We start from the raw sequence: 15,470 nt of genomic DNA on the forward strand, positions 1-15,470 counted from the left end.
GTCACCGTTTTTCCCGTGTCAGAAGATCATGTGTGTCCACCGCAAAGGAATAGGTGAGAAGCAGGAGAGCAACAAAGCAAAGGACGGAGGAAAATGCAGGCGAAACCACCGGCACGAGAATGAAACACAAGACGCCGCCCTGGATCACGCAAATCAGCTTCCTGCGAAAGGACGGCGGCAGCTGGCCGCCCAATTCCGGCAAAAAGGTCTGAGCAAAAACAAAGCCATAACGCATCAGGCCAATGGCCAGTATCCACCATCCCACCTTGCCCATCATCACCGCTCCGAGGCAAAGGACGAGAATGAGGAGTGCATCGACCTCCATATCGAAACGGGCTCCAAAGGGTGACACCCTTTCGGCGGCACGTGCAATGTAGCCGTCCACGCCATCAAGCAAAAGCGCAATCGACACCAGACCAATGAGCGTCCAGATTGCCGTGGCGTTGGTGGCGAGACCGTGGTTGAACAGGATGGCCGCAGTGACCAGGCACGTGATGGACGCCCGCACTGCCGTGATGAGATTTGCCAGGCCGAAGACCGGGTGGTGGTGGTGCGGCAAACCACGAAAAGCAATCACGAACAGGCTCGCCAACATGCAGAGCGCAAAAGCAATTGCGCCGCCGCGCAAGGCCAGATGCGGCGCGAAAACCCGGTAGACCAAAAACGAGCAAGCGAAAACGAGGCCGAGAATCAAGAGTGCATTGCTGCGCAGACGAGCAGGCTCACTCAAGCTCTGGCTATTGGTGTTCTCTGCGGCAGCTGGTCCCATGAAAGTACAGAGCCTGTTTCCTGATTCAACGACGCTGATCCTCAGGATATATCAGCCGGCAGCCGAGGCAATGCATGCGCGATGACACATTTTTGTGATGGCTGCGGCGGCACGAAGCTCCATCAAGGAAAAGCCCGGCGGATCGATTGAACCGCCGGGCTTCCTCTTTCGCTTATCTGGCTGGCTATTCTTCCTGAATACGCGGCACCAGCGCGCGCATAATTTCGGGCATTTCCAGCGTACCGACAGGTTTTCCGTCGCGCATAACGCGATAACGCTTGTCCAGCGAGCCTTCCGCTGCGCCAATGACACTCTCAAGATTGTCGTCATGATCAATGTCGCCGGAAAAATTGCCGGATGGTTCACCCTTGGTCATAACCGACCGCACCCGCAACACGCGGGCACGATTGATGTCAGCTACGAAATCCTCGATGTAAGGATCGTTCGGGTGCAACAGAATGTATTGAGGCTCGCCCTGCTGAACCACGCGACCATCTTTCAGGATCACCAGATGATCGGCCAGTTTCAGCGCCTCGTCGAGATCGTGGGTGATGAAGACAACGGTCTTGTGCAGCTCGTTCTGCAACTCGAGCAACAGGTTCTGCATATCCGTGCGGATCAGTGGGTCGAGAGCCGAGAAGGCCTCATCCATCAGCATGATTTCGGAATTGGAGGCAAGCGCCCGGGCAATGCCCACGCGCTGCTGCATACCACCCGAAAGCTGGTGCGGATATTGTTCGCCATAGCCGCCAAGCCCGACCCGGTCGAGCCACTTGTTGGCTTCGGCTTCGTACTGCTTGCGCGCAATGCCCCGTGTGTCCAAAGCCATAGCCGCGTTTTCCAGAACCGTGCGGTGCGGCAGCAACGCAAATTTCTGGAACACCATCGACATATGTTTGCGGCGAAGATCACGCAGCTTTGCCTCGTTCCAGCCGAGGATATCTTCACCATCGAATAGCACTTCTCCGGCAGTCGGTTCGATCAGCCGGTTCAGGTGACGGATAAGCGTCGACTTACCCGAACCTGAAAGCCCCATGATGACGGTGATCTTGCCGCTTCGGATATCGACATTGATATCGTTGAGGCCGAGAACGTGGCCCTTGGTTTCAAGGAGCTCGGACTTGCCCATGCCGGCCTTCACATCATCCATCATGGCTTGCGGATTTTCGCCAAAGATCTTGTAAAGATGGCGGATCGAAACCTTGATCTCGCCGGACGGGTCTGCAGTCTTGTTATTGTTTTCCATGTCGTCCTCCTCAGCGCGATGCCTGGCTGGCGTCAATGCGGGCGAGCGAAGCCTTGGTCACGCGATCAAGGGCGATGGCCAGGACAACGATGCCGAAACCGGCAATCAGGCCGACCCCAAGTTCGAGATTGCGGATACCGCGCAGCACCAGAACGCCAAGACCGGGCGCGGAAACGAGCGAGGCAATGACAACCATGGCCAGGCTCATCATGATCGTCTGGTTCACACCGGCCATGATGTTGGGCAATGCCAGCGGGATCTGAACACCAAAGAGCTTCTGACGGCTGGTCATGCCGAATGCGTCAGCGGCCTCGATCACATCCCGGTCTACAAGGCGGATGCCCAGATCCGTCAGCCGCACCACCGGAACGATCGCATAGAGAATGATGGCAATCCCGTAAAGCTTCGGCTCGGTCACCGAGAACAGGAAGATGAGCGGGATGAGATAGACGAAGGGCGGCAGGGTCTGCAGCATATCGAGGATCGGAATGACCGTTCGTTGCAGCCTGTCGCTGCGCGACATGGCAATGCCGATGGGCACCCCGATGATGACGCAGACAAAGGCGCAGACAAAGATGATCGCCAGCGTCTCCATGGCCGCATTGTAGTGATCGACAAAGGCCAGAAGTGCGAGGATGACCGCCACCAGTCCGATGATCCGCCATGAGCGCGTTACAAACCAGGTGATGACCAGCAGTGCCGGCATGATGATCCACCAGGGTGTCTGCGTCATCACCCACAGCATGTCGTTCAGCGCCCAGCTGAGTGGCTGGGTCAGCGGATCGATGACCACCCTGAGCGCATCGCGGATGTCGAGAAAGCCAGCTTCCAGGCCGCGTGTGAGTGCGCGTGATTGCGGGATCGCCTGACAGGCGTTGTGAAGAGCATCAAGCGAGGGAAAGGGCGTGTCCCAAAGCGATGAACCAGCATCGCTGCCGCCCTTTGCCTTAGCCAGAAGATCAGCCATCGACATGGGGGCGTTGTCGGCACCCTTGTCGCACCAGGCTCTCAAGCCCAGCGTATCGAAAAGACCGTCATATGTTGCCATGTTTGCTTCGGGCCCGCCGGGCCCGCCTTACCTTTTTGAATTGTTGTAACCAAAGAAAGGACGGGGCCAATCTGGGCCCCGTCCATAAAGCGCCGAAAAGCGCAACCGCAGGCCTTACTGGCTGGTCAGGTTGCTCAGCTTTTCCTTGGCCTCATCGTTGATCCAACCCGTCCAGACGTCCGGATTTTCAGTCAGGAAGTGCACGGCAACTTCTTCTGCCGAGGCGTTGTTCTCATCCTGCCATGCCAGCAGCGAACTCATGGTAGATGTCTTGAACGTCATCTTCTTGAAGAAGTCGGTGACTTCCGGATGCGACTCGGTGAATTCCTTGGTCGCCGACGTCAGGATCGGTGCCGCCGGAAAATCGGAAACCTTCGGGTCAGGCGTGTCTTTGTTCTGCAGTTCGGCAAAGGCTTCTTCATTGTAGTCGCCGAGCTTCACGCGGGTCATGTCGTATTTGCCCATCGGCACGGTCGGACCCCAATAGTAGCCGAACCACGGCTTTTCGTCGGTCACGGCAGAGCCCATGGACGAGGCGAGCGTTTCGCCGGAACCATGGTTGAAGACCTTGATGCCGGAGGATTCCAGATCGAGCGCGCGCACGAGGTTGTCTGAAACGACGCGGCAACCCCAACCATCAGGGCAATTGTTGAACTGGTTGCCAACCCATTCCGGGTGCTCCATCACGCCTTCGATGGTGGTCAGTTCCGGGTGCTCTTCGGCCAGATAGGTCGGAATCCACCAGCCTTCGACGCCACCGGGATCAAGCACATTGGCCAGACGAACCATCGTGCCGCCCTTTTCGAGCTTCTTGTAAGCATCACCGGCGGAATTGAGCCAGAGATTGGTCACAACATCCGGTTCGCCGTTTTCGGCGACGGAGGTGATGGCCGGAACAGTATCGGACTTTACCAGGCTGACATTGCAGCCATAACCCTGTTCCAGCAGGAACTTGGCAATATTGGTGGTGACCTCAGCGGCCGCCCAATTCATCTGTGCAATCGAAACATCGCCGCATTCTCCGCCTTCTGTTTCGGCTGCATTTGCTGTGAGCGGCGCGAGGAATAGAGCCGCCAGCGCGGTCGATGCGAGGCATAACTTGCGCATGGGTGTTCTCCTTTTTCAGGTTTTATTTGTAAGGTTCAGCTTGCCCGAGCGGATGCGTTTAGCGTCAAAAATATCACGACGCCGCAAGCGCACGGTCCACGTATGTGTGTCCGAATTTTTAGTATATGTTTCAGGCATGCGTGGATCGGTTAACATATGCGGCAAAATTATGCAAATCTATGAATTTCATGAATGATTAGTCTAAATACAAATTGAATTATATATTTCCGTGTAACATCATGTATATTGAAAAAGCTTAGTTCTGATTTCTATTTAATATATAAAAATTCTATTTATGTAACAAAATTTTTCAACCATATATGTTCTTATACGGTGGTCGAAGGAGGCCATACCGGACACCCACACGTGGAGTTTGAGCGCAGGAACAGCCCTCTGGGCGCGCATGTGCCGCTGCGTATGGCTTCAACTTGCACAGCGGCACACGCAAAAGGCGAACCTTCATCGCAAAGGGCTGACGGCATCTGATGAGACGGCCGGAGCAGCATTTCCGAATGAATTGCGCACATAGGTCGCGACAGCAGCAACCTGCTCATCATTCAGCTTCCAGGCGAATGCAGGCATTGCCTGGGGCGTCGGATACTTGTCTGTCGGGACGGCTCTTGCACCGTCCATGATCAGCCGCAAGAGGCTCGTGTCATTTTCACTCTTGACGATGCCCGATCTTGTGAGATCGCCGAACATGCCTGAAATACCATCCCCGTCCGGCGCATGGCAGGCGCTGCATTGAGCTTCGTAGATCACCTTGCCCACACGCATACGCTCGTCGTCCGAGGAAAGGGGCTGCCGTTGCTCGTCTTTAGACGAATGATCCTCATCCTCATCTTGCGGAAGGTCCAGAATATACGTCGACAACGCAGCCACGTCGTCATCGGTCAGGTGCTGTGTCGATTTGCTGATCACTTCAGACATTGGCCCGAATGCCGCCGTGTGACCATTGCGACCGTATTTCAGGAATTCCACCAGCTCTTCTTTCGACCAGTCGTCGAGGCCCGCATTCAAGTCCTTGCGCAGCGCCGGGGCGAACCAGCCTTCCGCCATGCCACCCGTATAGGCTTCAGATCCCGTTTTTTCCGCACCGATCAGGTTTTTGGGACTATGGCACATCGCACAATGACCGAGACCCTCTGCGATGTAGCGTCCGCGGTTCCATTCAGCGCTTTTGTCTGCGTTCGGAACGAATTCGCGATCTTCAAAATTGATCATGTTCCATCCCATCATCGCCAGACGGATATTGAGCGGGAACGGGAAATCAGGTGGATCGACCTCCTGATGCACCGGTTCGAGCGTCTTCAGATAGGCAAAGATTGCGTCGGAATCCTCCCGCGTCACGATCGTGAAATGCGTATAGGGAAAGGCTGGGTAAAGGCGCGTGCCGTCCGGGCGCTTGCCTTCATCCATCGCCCGATAGAAATCATCATCCGTCCAAGACCCGATGCCGGTTTGATCATCCGGTGTGAGATTGGCGCTATAGATCGTTCCAAAGGGCGTGGGCAGAGGATAATCCCCCGCCATGGGCTTGGCCTCGTCATTGGTGTGACAGGCGCCGCAATCTCCCATTCTGGTAAGATAATAGCCTCTCTGGATGGTCGACCACGTGTTCTTGTCCTGCGCGACGGCGGGACAGAGCGGAAGGACAATTGCGACGGAAAATGCCAGAGCGGCCGTGATGTTGCTTTGAAGGTTGCTTTTCATGACGCCCTCCCTCACGCCTGAACCAGCGGACCGGGCGACCGCAGATACTGCGTGCGAATGGCGTTTGCCGTGTGATAGGCAAGCGCACCAACCGTGCCTGTCGGGTTATAGCCCGCATTTTGCGGGAAGGCTCCGGCGCCAGTGAGGAACAGGTTCGGCAAATCCCAGCTTTGCTGATATTTGTTGATGACACTGTCACGTGGATTGTCACCCATGATGGTGCCTCCCGTGTTATGGGTGGACTGGTAAGGGACGATGGAATAGGGCCGTGTTCGTCGTGCGACCCGGATTTCGCGGCCATTCATGGCACGGGCGATTTCAACGGCACGATCCGTCAGAAAATTGCTCATCTTCATTTCGTTGTCGCCGAAATCAAACGTCATACGCATGAGCGGCCTGCCATACGCATCCTTGTACGTCGGATCGAGGTCGAGATAATTGCCGCGATAACTCATCACTGCGCCATGCGTGCCGATGCCGAGCGAATGATTGTAGTTGTCGCGCACCGCCTGCTTCCATCCAGCGCCAAATTTCGGCGTGCCTTCAGGAACGCGGTGCGTTTCCATGGGCCGGCCATTGGTCTGCCATGTCGCGATATAGCCGCCGCCAATAAAGCCGAGACCGGTGTGGTCGAAATTATCGCCGTTGAATTCGTCGATCACCATGCCGAGCGCGCCCGCACCCACGTAAGGGTTGATATGAACATCCTTGTCGAAGAAAACGCTGACGCCGGATGTGACCTGATAGGCGTAGTTCTTGCCGACAACGCCCTCGCCCGATCTTGGGTCGTAGGGCTCACCAATATCGGACACGAGCATCAGATGCACATTGTGTGTGATATAGGCTGCGAGGATAACGATATCGGCAGGCTGGTGATAGACCTCACCCTCCGGCGTGATATATTCCACCCCGTCGGCCATGCGCCCATCACCTGTCTTTAAAACCCGCAACACCATGGCCTGCGTGCGAAGCTCGAAATTGTCGCGGCGCATGAGCACCGGCAGGATCGTGGTGGCCGCCGTTGCCTTGGAATAGTTGCCACAGGCATATTTTTCGCAAAAGCCGCAATAGGTACACGGACCGAGCTGGACACCCAAGGGGTTGGTATAGGGTTGGCTCATGTTGGCTGACGGCCCGGGAAAGGGGTTGTGGCCAAGCTCGCTCGCCGCCTTTGCAAAAAGCTTGGGTGCCAAGACCATTTCCATCGGCGGATTGGGATATTCGCTCGAACGCCGGCCCTCGAATGGATTGCCGCCTTCCTGAATCTCGCCGTTCAGGTTTCCAGCTTTGCCGGCGATGCCGCAAATGTCTTCAAATTGGGTATAGTAGGGCTCCAGCTCATCATAGGTGATGCCCCAGTCCTGCACCGTCATATCCTCGGGCAGCGGGCCATAACGCTCTTCATTATGCGTGCGGGCCTGAAAATCCGATGGCAAGAAGCGCCAGGTCTGACCGTTCCAGTGCACCCCGGAACCGCCAACATTCGTTCCCGGCAGAAACGAACCCAGCATGCGCATGGGAAGCGCGTCCTGCGAAGTGTTGTTCCTGAAGGTCAGGCTTTCTCGCGAAAGCACTTCAAAAAGCTCGTCACGGTAGCGATAGCGAACCTCGTCCTGCGCGTTGGTTACGGCATAGTCGGTGGAGGTATCGCGCCAAACGCCACGCTCAAGCGCAACGACATCGAGCCCTTCTGCGGTCAGCTGTTCGGCCATAATGGCACCGGTCCAGCCAAATCCGACGATCACCACATCGCGGCGTGGAAGTTTCTTGCTCATGATTTGCCCCCTTGTGAAATTGCACCCGCAACGGAGATGGGTTCGAAATTCAGCTCTCTTCCATTGTGATCAATGTAGGGCCGGTAGTCGTATCTGGCGCCCGGGAACCCAACCATGCGCCAACTCACCATATCGCGATTGCCGCCATGCACCGGGTCACCGAAGAAGCCCAGCTGCGTGTCCTGCCAGAACGTGTCGAAAAACGTCTTCGCGTCGACATGCTCCAGCTCCACATCGCCGTTGGAGAGATCGAGGAGAAACTGATCCTGCTCCTCTTCGGAAAGCTCTTGGAAAGTCTTGTTTTTGTCGGCCTGCAGCCTGGCGGCGATATCAGCAATCGCCTGCCGGTACAGTATCGCCGGTGCCCGCTCCTGATAGCCTTGCGATGGCTCACCGCGCGAAAACGGCGCGTGCATGTAGTAGATGTCGCCGCGCCCATAGGCCCCGGATAGCTGATTTTCGAGAAAGGTCACGACGCCGGCCTGTGATGCAGAGGCAAACTCATCTTCCGGGATGAGACGGTCTACGGCTGCGGTCACGAAATCTCGCTCGCCAGATGTGAAGAAGCGGGCGGATGGATCAAAGACCTGTGGTGGATTAGCAGCTTCGGGCTCCCATGGGACGCCACCGATATAGGTTCGGGCCAAAGCAGTTGATGAAAGCGCGATGAGAGATGCCCCGGTGAGCAAGGCACGGCGTGTCAAATGCATAGCAAAACCCCTCCAAGAAATTTGCATTCTTCATGTTCAACCGAGAACCTTCCGCAATGTTCCGAATTTTTAAGAATTTTCTAAAGGCCGGCTTTTTTGAGCCGAAAGCGTATGCTGCAAGCAAGAACGACAGCGTCCAAAGCGAATTCGGCACCAGTGCAAATAAAAAATGGTCAAACGACTAATTTTGAGGCAACATGTTTGCAGTTATCAATCCGACGACGGGGAAGAACACACCGTAAAAAAGTTCAAACTATTGGTATTGAAGAGCTTTCAGCCGCGCAGGGTGACAGAGAAAAGAAGTCCCAGACAGCTGGCACGCTTATTGCTTTTTAATTGAACCAAGAGAAAGAGAACGCATAGAATATCATTCTTTCATCAAGAAAAACGGCCAATAACAAACAACGACCGGGGAACAATCTTGAGTGCAGAGCAGCGACAACGCGCAATCGAAATCCGTGGCGTCAGCCGTATTTATGGCGAAGGTGAACATAGGGTAACCGCACTCAGCGGGGTGAATCTGGCAATCGCAGAAAACGAGTTTTTCACACTTCTCGGCCCATCCGGATGCGGAAAAACCACGCTTTTGAGACTGATTGCCGGCTTTGATTTTCCCACTGACGGCGAAATCCTTCTGCACGGCGAGGACATTGCGCCTCTGCCCCCTTTCAAACGGCACGTCAACACGGTTTTCCAATCCTACGCGCTTTTCCCGCATATGACCGTTGCCGAGAACATTTCCTTCGGGCTGCAGATGCTCGGCCGCCCGAAAGATGAGATCAAGACCCGCCTCGATGAGATGCTGGAACTGGTGCACATGACCGCCATGCGCAACCGTCAGGTGAACCAGATCTCGGGCGGTCAGCAGCAGCGCGTGGCGCTTGCTCGCGCCCTTGCGCCCAAACCGCAGGTGCTGCTGCTTGACGAACCGCTTTCAGCGCTCGATTACAAACTGCGCAAGGAAATGCAGGTCGAGCTGAAGCGCGTCCAGGCGGAGACCGGCATCACATTCATCTTCGTGACGCACGACCAGGAAGAAGCGCTCACCATGTCGGATCGCATTGCGGTCATGTCCAACGGTGAGGTTCGCCAAGTGGGCACCGCGCGCGAAATCTATGATCAGCCCTCCGACCGCTTTGTGGCCGACTTTATCGGTGAATCCAACTTCCTCGAAGGCGAAGTGACCACAGTCTCGGAGACAAGCGCCCGTGTTAAACTGAGTTCCGGCGTGGAAATCGACGCCAGCCTGCCGGCGGGCAAAACGCCCAGCGGCAAGGTGACCGTCGTTATACGCCCCGAGCATGCGAGCGTCGGTGAGCCGGGGCCGGATCATCTCAACGGCACATTGGAAGAGGCCGCCTATTTCGGCACTGATACACATTTCCATATCCGTCTCGACAGCGGCGACCTGTTTACGGTGCGGGAGCAGAATGTGCGCTCGGTCCGCGATCAACATCGCAAGGGCGAACGCATCGCTGCCCATCTCGGACCGTCTGCGGCGCAAATTCTGAAGGATCGGTCATGAGCGGTGCCCAGAAAGCCGCCAGAGCGGCAGAAAGCAGAGATATTCGCAACCGCTGGCTTCTCAGCGCCCCTGCCCTTCTGATTGTCATTGTGGCAGCGGTGGGCCCCCTTTTCGTCATGCTGCTCTACTCCTTCATGGTGAAGGGTGATTATGGCGATGTGAAATTTGGGCAATTCTCGCTTGATGGCTGGAGCTCTGTCCTGTTTCAGCGCGACATATTCGATGACACGCTCGGCCTTGCAGATGCGCATCTGGCAATCATTTGGCGCTCGATCAAGCTGTCTTTTCTAACCACCCTGTTTACCGCCATTCTGGGCTTTCCCACAGCCTATTTCATTGCCACCCGCCCGGCCAAGACCCGCGAGATCTGGGTATTCCTGGTTACGATCCCTTTCTGGACGAACCTTCTGATCCGCACCTTCGCCATGCAGCAGGTGATCCGCAATGAAGGTCTGCTGAACAACGCTTTGGTCTGGCTAGGGATCATCGATAGCCCGTTGCAGATCATGTACACCGATACGGCAAACCTGTTGGGCATGACCTATGTTTACCTGCCGCTGATGGTTCTGCCGCTTTATGCGTCGATCGAAAAACTGGACTTTCGTCTGGTCGAGGCCGGCTACGACCTCTATGCAAATCGCCTTCAGGTATTGCGGCGCATCGTGCTGCCCCTGGTGAGCCCTGGGATCGTCGCAGGTTCGATCCTTGTCTTCATTCCCTCACTCGGTGCCTATGTTATTCCCCGCGTCCTTGGCGGCGGCAAGAACATGATGCTTGGAAACCTGATCGAATTGCAATTCGGTGCGGGTCGCAATTGGCCGCTTGGGGCCGCTATCTCGATCACCTTGATGGCACTCGTCATGATCGCCTTGCTCATTTATGTGCGCAACGCCGCACGCTCGGGAGCAGGCCATGCGTAAAAATCATTTTGACCTACGTGCACAACCCGGCTTCGGCCTCATCACGCTTTTTACCTTCTTTGCGCTTTATCTGCCCATCGCGGCCCTTGTGGTCTACGCCTTCAACGCCTCTGAATCTTTGTCCGTCTGGGGTGGTTTTTCCACACGCTGGTTTGTTTCTGCCTGGAACAATGACGCGGTTCAGGATGCGTCCATCCGGTCAATCGTCATCGCCCTTTGGGCATCCACTCTGGCGACACTGACGGCAACGATGGCAGCGCTTGCCACCACGCGCACCAGACCCTATCGCGGTCTGACCTTCAAATATGCGCTCATCAACCAGCCCCTTATGGTGCCGGAAATCGTCACGGCCGTGGCACTTCTGATCGTTTTCTCGCGCATCAAGGTGTGGACCGGCTATTCCGGTCTCGGCTACCTCGTGCTTGCCCACACGGCTTTCTGCATACCCTTTGCCTATCTGCCGATCCGGGCGCGTCTGGAGGGCATGGACCTGACCTTGGAGCGCGCCGCAGCCGATCTTTACGCCACGCCCTGGCAGACATTTCGCCGCGTGACGCTGCCGCTTCTGCGGCCGGGCATCATCGCGGGCTTCATGCTGTCCTTTGTGATCTCGCTCGACGACGTGGTGATTACCGAGTTCGTCAAATCGGGCGGTCAGGATACGCTGCCCACCTATATGCTCGGGCAGCTTCGGCGTGAAACCACGCCCGAAATCAATGCGATCGCAACCGTCTTTCTGGCGCTTTCGGTCGTCTTGGTGATGATATTCTTCTTCATCAATCGAAAGCGAGAATAACGACAGCCAACCCAAAACAGAGAGGAACGGAGAATGAAAATGAAATGGATGACAACCACCGCCTCGGCGGCAATTGCGACACTCGCGCTCGCAGGCAACGCATCGGCGGCCGGCGAACTCAATATCTACAACTGGGGTGATTACACCAGCCCTCAACTGATCGCCAAGTTCGAGAAGGAATTCGACGTCAAGGTGACGGTGACGGACTACGATTCCAACGATACCGCACTTGCAAAGATCCGCGCTGGTGGCCATGGCTTTGACATCGTGGTGCCGTCCGCCAACTATGTACCTATCTGGGTCAAACAGGGTCTGCTTTTGGAAGCCCGTCCTGACCAGATGGAGAACTTCAAGAATGTTGACGAACGTTGGGTTGACGTTCCCTGGGATCCGGGTCGTCATTACACCGTGCCGTGGCAGTGGGGTGTCAGCGGCATCGGTGTCAATACCGCCGTTTACAAGGGCGACATCAACACGTCTGCAATCTTCCTCGATCCGCCGGAAGAACTCGTTGGCAAGATCAACGTGGAGCCGGAAATGAACGACGTGCTCTTCGCGACCATCAAGTATTTCGGTGGCGACTGGTGCACGACCGACAAGGAGGTGCTTCGTCAGGTGCGCGACAAGCTGGTGGAAGCCAAGACCAAGTGGCTTGCCATGGACTATAGCGTGACCGAAAAGCTGCCGACTGGCGAATACGACGCTGTGTACTATTGGAACGGGGCCATCATGCGCTCGCGCCTGAAAAACGCGGACGTCAAGTTTGGCTATCCGAAAGAAGGCTTTCCAATGTTCATGGATAGCGTTGCAATCGTGAAGGACGCCAAGAACGTTGAAAACGCCAAGCTGTTCATGAATTTCATCATGGAGCCTGAAAACGCCGCCATGATCTCCGCTTACGCGAAATATGCCAACGGTATCAAAGGTTCCGAAGCGTTCATGCCGGAAGATATGAAGACGGCACCCGAGCTGGTGATCCCGGCGGAATTCCAGGATGCCGGCGCCTTCCTCGAAACCTGCGAGCCGGACGTGCAGCAGCTTTACACCAAGATCTGGACTGAACTGCAGAAATAAGTTCAACCAGAATGATCGCAAAGCGGGATGGCTCCAGGGCCATCCCGCGCATCCTTTTGAACACTATTTCAAAACGGTTGTCCGACCCTGCCCGCTGAAAGCGGCACGTCGGCGGCCAGAGTAATGAGCGCCGACAGGAACAGGCATATGGAACAGCAAGCAGATATCATCATCGTCAATGGCAAGGTTCTGACCATGGACGCGGCGAATCCGAGAGCCGAAGCGGTCGCCCTTCGCGCAAATATGATCGCAGCCGTAGGTACAGATGATGAGATCAGGAAGCTGGCAGGTGCGAAAACCCGCATTGTCGATGCAGGTGGCGCAACCGTGCTTCCCGGCATCAACGAAGCCCATATGCACATCTTTCCCGGATCCGTGTCGCTGACGCAATTGAACCTGCACCACGTCCACGGCCTCGAAAACCTCAAGACTGCGATTCTCGATTATGCGGCGGCCAACCCCGATGAGCCTCTGCTGATGGGCTTTTCTGCCGGTTATACGATCCTGGGCGGCGGTGAAAATGTCACCCGCCATCACCTCGACGCTATTCTGCCCGATCGTCCATTCATGATGTTTGCCCCCGACCATCATACGGCATGGGCCAATACGGCGGCCCTCAAGGCAGCCGGCATTTTCGAAGGCCGCGATGTGGGTGTCGGCAACGAAATCGTCATGGGGGACGATGGTTTTGCCAATGGCGAATTGCGCGAAGGAAACGCCTTTGGCCCGGTCGCCAGGCTCGCCTCGACGGGTGGCCGCGAGGAGCTCGGCATGCTGACGGGGCGCGATCCTGAAAACGTCACCCAGGAGCAATATGCCCTCGACCGCGCAATCCTGAAACGCGGCCTCGAATATTGTGCCACTGAGGGCATCACCTCGATCCAGAATTTCGATGGCAATCATTACCAGTTGAAGATCATGCATGATCTGGAACAGGCCGGTGAATTGCCGGTGCGCATCCGCATCCCCTTCCACATGAAGAATTTCATGGAACTCGATGAGCTCGAGACCGCCGCAGCGTGGAAGAAGACCTATGCCAGTGACATGGTGCGTGGCGACTTCGTGAAGGTTTTCATGGATGGTGTACTCGACAGCGGGACGGCGTTCATGCTCGGCGGCTACGGCGACCAGCCCGGCTATACCTGCGAGCCGCTTTTCACCGCCGAAGCCTTTGATGCCATCGCAACGAAGGCCGATGCGCTCGGTCTGCAAATTGCCGTTCATGCGATCGGCGATGCGGCGGTGCGCCAGACGCTGGACGGATACGAGGCCGCGATAAAGGCCAATGGCCAACGTGACAGCCGCCACCGGGTCGAACATATCGAAGTAATCGACCCCGCCGATATTCCGCGTTTCAAAACGCTGGGCGTGGTTGCCTCCATGCAGCCGGTGCACTACCCCGGCGGCTCATGCTTTCCGATCGGAGAGACGACGTCCCGAATTGGGGAGGATCGCTGGCCTTATGCCTATGCCTGGCGCACGTTGAAGGATGCTGGTGCCCGGATGGTGTTTGCGTCCGATTGGCCGGTCTCGCCCATCAACCCCTTTGAGTGCATGCAGGACGCGCTCACGCGCAAACCCTGGAGGGAAGGCCTTCCCGACGAACGTATGACGCTTCACGAAGCCATTTACGCCTATACGGCGGAAGGCGCGTGGGTGGAGTTCATGGAAGACCGCAAAGGGCTGGTAAAAGAGGGGTATCTGGCCGACCTCGTCGTTCTTTCCGGGGATATTGAAGAAGCAGCACCCAACAAGGTTGCGTCGCTAAAGCCTGTCATGACGATATGCGACGGGCGCGTAACCTATGAAGCGGCATGAAACCTGCAGGTGAACATTTACCGGCGGCGCGCGAGACAACGCCTGCCGTCGGCAATACGAAAAAGGGGCTCGAAACACGCGCGCGCGTGATCCGCGGCGCACGAGAGGCTCTCGAAAACGAGGGCATTGAGGCGCTGACAACGCGCAAGATCGCCGCCAGCGCCAATGTGCGGCTGGCCACACTTCACTATTATTTCGACAGCAAGGAAGCCATTCTCCTAGCCGTGCTGGAGGATATGATCGCCGACATGGCGATCAGTTATGAAAACGCCCCATTGGCATCCGACCCGGATGAACGCATTGCCGAGCTTTTCCAACTTATCTGGCACTATATCGGCAAGACCCGCAATCGGCAGATTGCCCAGTTTGAGCTGACACTCTATGCGCTCAGAACCCGTGGTTCGGAATGGCTCGCAGAACGCCAGTATGGCGAATATATCAGTTTCTACAGTCAGTTCGTCATCGACGACCCAGGCTTGAGCGAGCCGGAAAGAACGCGAATAACAACTGCGCTCGCCCGCTTCATCCTCATCGGGATCGACGGACTGATCCTGCAAACCTTTTCCCTCAATGACGACGAAATCGCCGAAGAGAGCGTCGAAGCCCTGATCATGGCAACACAGGCCTATCTGAAAAGGCTGAAAGGCGCACAGGTCGGCTAGTGCATCGGGCGACAATATTAAGCCATTCTGCGCCAAGGAAAGCTGGAACATTCGCCCAGAGCAGACGTTGGAAACGTAAGGACAACGAAGGGAGATTGTCATGTCAAAGACAAATGCTGAAGAAATCGCTGAAAACATCAAAAGCGTTGCGAAAAATTCAAGCGCTGGCGGACAGGTCGGCGGATCGCATTTTGGTCAGGAAAAAGACGCGACCAACGACTCCAGTAAGAAGAACAATTGAGCTGTCCCGGCGTTTGCTCAGATAAAGCAAAGCTTTAAAGAAAAGGCCCCAGGCGGAGCGTTAAAA

14 protein-coding genes are annotated in these 15,470 nt (G+C 56.1%); 7 read left to right on the plus strand and 7 right to left on the minus strand.

The features are described 5' to 3' along the window. Position 1: 1 nt before the first annotated feature. The 7 genes from NHF56_RS15960 to NHF56_RS15990 form a co-directional block, all read right to left on the minus strand. Entirely contained in the window at positions 2–769 is a 768-nt protein-coding gene (locus NHF56_RS15960) for a CDP-alcohol phosphatidyltransferase family protein (RefSeq protein ID WP_252806336.1), read from the minus strand. A gap of 184 nt (positions 770–953) precedes the next feature. After that, a complete protein-coding gene (locus NHF56_RS15965; protein WP_252806338.1) occupies positions 954–2,015 on the minus strand; it encodes a glycine betaine/L-proline ABC transporter ATP-binding protein in 1,062 nt (353 codons plus the stop codon). Positions 2,016–2,025: 10 nt separating this feature from the next. Continuing rightward, positions 2,026–3,063 carry a proline/glycine betaine ABC transporter permease gene (locus NHF56_RS15970; protein WP_252806340.1) on the minus strand — a complete coding sequence of 346 codons (1,038 nt, stop codon included), beginning with the start codon at positions 3,061–3,063 and terminating at the stop codon, positions 2,026–2,028. Positions 3,064–3,177: 114 nt separating this feature from the next. Continuing rightward, positions 3,178–4,170, minus strand: a complete 993-nt coding sequence (locus NHF56_RS15975; protein ID WP_252806342.1) for an ABC transporter substrate-binding protein — start codon at positions 4,168–4,170, stop codon at positions 3,178–3,180. A 459-nt stretch (positions 4,171–4,629) separates the two neighbouring features. Next, the gene (locus NHF56_RS15980; RefSeq protein ID WP_252806344.1) at positions 4,630–5,883 is read right to left on the minus strand and encodes a cytochrome c; all 1,254 of its coding nucleotides are present in this window, start codon (positions 5,881–5,883) and stop codon (positions 4,630–4,632) included. Positions 5,884–5,894: 11 nt separating this feature from the next. Continuing rightward, positions 5,895–7,658: a GMC family oxidoreductase gene (locus NHF56_RS15985; RefSeq protein ID WP_252806346.1), complete on the minus strand. Its 1,764-nt coding sequence runs from the start codon at positions 7,656–7,658 to the stop codon at positions 5,895–5,897. Next, entirely contained in the window at positions 7,655–8,368 is a 714-nt protein-coding gene (locus NHF56_RS15990; RefSeq protein WP_252806348.1) for a gluconate 2-dehydrogenase subunit 3 family protein, read from the minus strand. Before NHF56_RS15990 ends, NHF56_RS15985 begins: the two co-directional genes overlap by 4 nt. Before the next feature lie 421 nt (positions 8,369–8,789). Between NHF56_RS15990 and NHF56_RS15995 the strand changes: the two genes are divergently transcribed. The 7 genes from NHF56_RS15995 (at position 8,790) to NHF56_RS16025 (ending at position 15,404) form a co-directional block, all read left to right on the plus strand. Then, entirely contained in the window at positions 8,790–9,893 is a 1,104-nt protein-coding gene (locus NHF56_RS15995) for an ABC transporter ATP-binding protein (RefSeq protein ID WP_252806350.1), read from the plus strand. Then, positions 9,890–10,813: an ABC transporter permease gene (locus tag NHF56_RS16000; protein WP_252806352.1), complete on the plus strand. Its 924-nt coding sequence runs from the start codon at positions 9,890–9,892 to the stop codon at positions 10,811–10,813. The genes NHF56_RS15995 and NHF56_RS16000 overlap by 4 nt, the downstream gene beginning before the upstream one ends. Beyond that, complete coding sequence (locus NHF56_RS16005) at positions 10,806–11,609, plus strand: ABC transporter permease (RefSeq protein WP_252806355.1); 804 nt, start codon at positions 10,806–10,808, stop codon at positions 11,607–11,609. Before NHF56_RS16000 ends, NHF56_RS16005 begins: the two co-directional genes overlap by 8 nt. Positions 11,610–11,648: 39 nt before the next feature. Then, entirely contained in the window at positions 11,649–12,683 is a 1,035-nt protein-coding gene (locus NHF56_RS16010) for an extracellular solute-binding protein (protein WP_252806356.1), read from the plus strand. A gap of 147 nt (positions 12,684–12,830) precedes the next feature. After that, the gene (locus NHF56_RS16015) at positions 12,831–14,501 is read left to right on the plus strand and encodes an amidohydrolase (RefSeq protein ID WP_252806358.1); all 1,671 of its coding nucleotides are present in this window, start codon (positions 12,831–12,833) and stop codon (positions 14,499–14,501) included. After that, positions 14,498–15,163, plus strand: a complete 666-nt coding sequence (locus tag NHF56_RS16020) for a TetR/AcrR family transcriptional regulator (RefSeq protein WP_252806360.1) — start codon at positions 14,498–14,500, stop codon at positions 15,161–15,163. Before NHF56_RS16015 ends, NHF56_RS16020 begins: the two co-directional genes overlap by 4 nt. 100 nt (positions 15,164–15,263) lie before the next feature. Further along, on the plus strand, positions 15,264–15,404 hold the full coding sequence (locus NHF56_RS16025) for a hypothetical protein (protein WP_252806361.1): 141 nt from the start codon (positions 15,264–15,266) through the stop codon (positions 15,402–15,404). Positions 15,405–15,470 lie beyond the last annotated feature (66 nt).

The sequence above is a fragment of the Rhizobium sp. L1K21 genome (assembly GCF_024055895.1).
Taxonomy (GTDB): Bacteria; Pseudomonadota; Alphaproteobacteria; order Rhizobiales; family Rhizobiaceae; genus Ensifer_A.

Excerpts from the sequence above, each read along its gene's own strand:
- NHF56_RS15960 (WP_252806336.1), bottom strand. The coding sequence starts at position 769 with ATGGGACCAGCTGCCGCAGAGAACACCAATAGCCAGAGCTTGAGTGAG.
- NHF56_RS16025 (WP_252806361.1), top strand. The coding sequence starts at position 15,264 with ATGTCAAAGACAAATGCTGAAGAAATCGCTGAAAACATCAAAAGCGTT.
- NHF56_RS16005 (WP_252806355.1), top strand. The coding sequence starts at position 10,806 with ATGCGTAAAAATCATTTTGACCTACGTGCACAACCCGGCTTCGGCCTC.
- NHF56_RS16020 (WP_252806360.1), top strand. The coding sequence starts at position 14,498 with ATGAAACCTGCAGGTGAACATTTACCGGCGGCGCGCGAGACAACGCCT.
- NHF56_RS15990 (WP_252806348.1), bottom strand. The coding sequence starts at position 8,368 with ATGCATTTGACACGCCGTGCCTTGCTCACCGGGGCATCTCTCATCGCG.
- NHF56_RS15980 (WP_252806344.1), bottom strand. The coding sequence starts at position 5,883 with ATGAAAAGCAACCTTCAAAGCAACATCACGGCCGCTCTGGCATTTTCC.
- NHF56_RS16015 (WP_252806358.1), top strand. The coding sequence starts at position 12,831 with ATGGAACAGCAAGCAGATATCATCATCGTCAATGGCAAGGTTCTGACC.
- NHF56_RS16010 (WP_252806356.1), top strand. The coding sequence starts at position 11,649 with ATGAAATGGATGACAACCACCGCCTCGGCGGCAATTGCGACACTCGCG.
- NHF56_RS15965 (WP_252806338.1), bottom strand. The coding sequence starts at position 2,015 with ATGGAAAACAATAACAAGACTGCAGACCCGTCCGGCGAGATCAAGGTT.
- NHF56_RS16000 (WP_252806352.1), top strand. The coding sequence starts at position 9,890 with ATGAGCGGTGCCCAGAAAGCCGCCAGAGCGGCAGAAAGCAGAGATATT.
- NHF56_RS15985 (WP_252806346.1), bottom strand. The coding sequence starts at position 7,658 with ATGAGCAAGAAACTTCCACGCCGCGATGTGGTGATCGTCGGATTTGGC.
- NHF56_RS15970 (WP_252806340.1), bottom strand. The coding sequence starts at position 3,063 with ATGGCAACATATGACGGTCTTTTCGATACGCTGGGCTTGAGAGCCTGG.
- NHF56_RS15975 (WP_252806342.1), bottom strand. The coding sequence starts at position 4,170 with ATGCGCAAGTTATGCCTCGCATCGACCGCGCTGGCGGCTCTATTCCTC.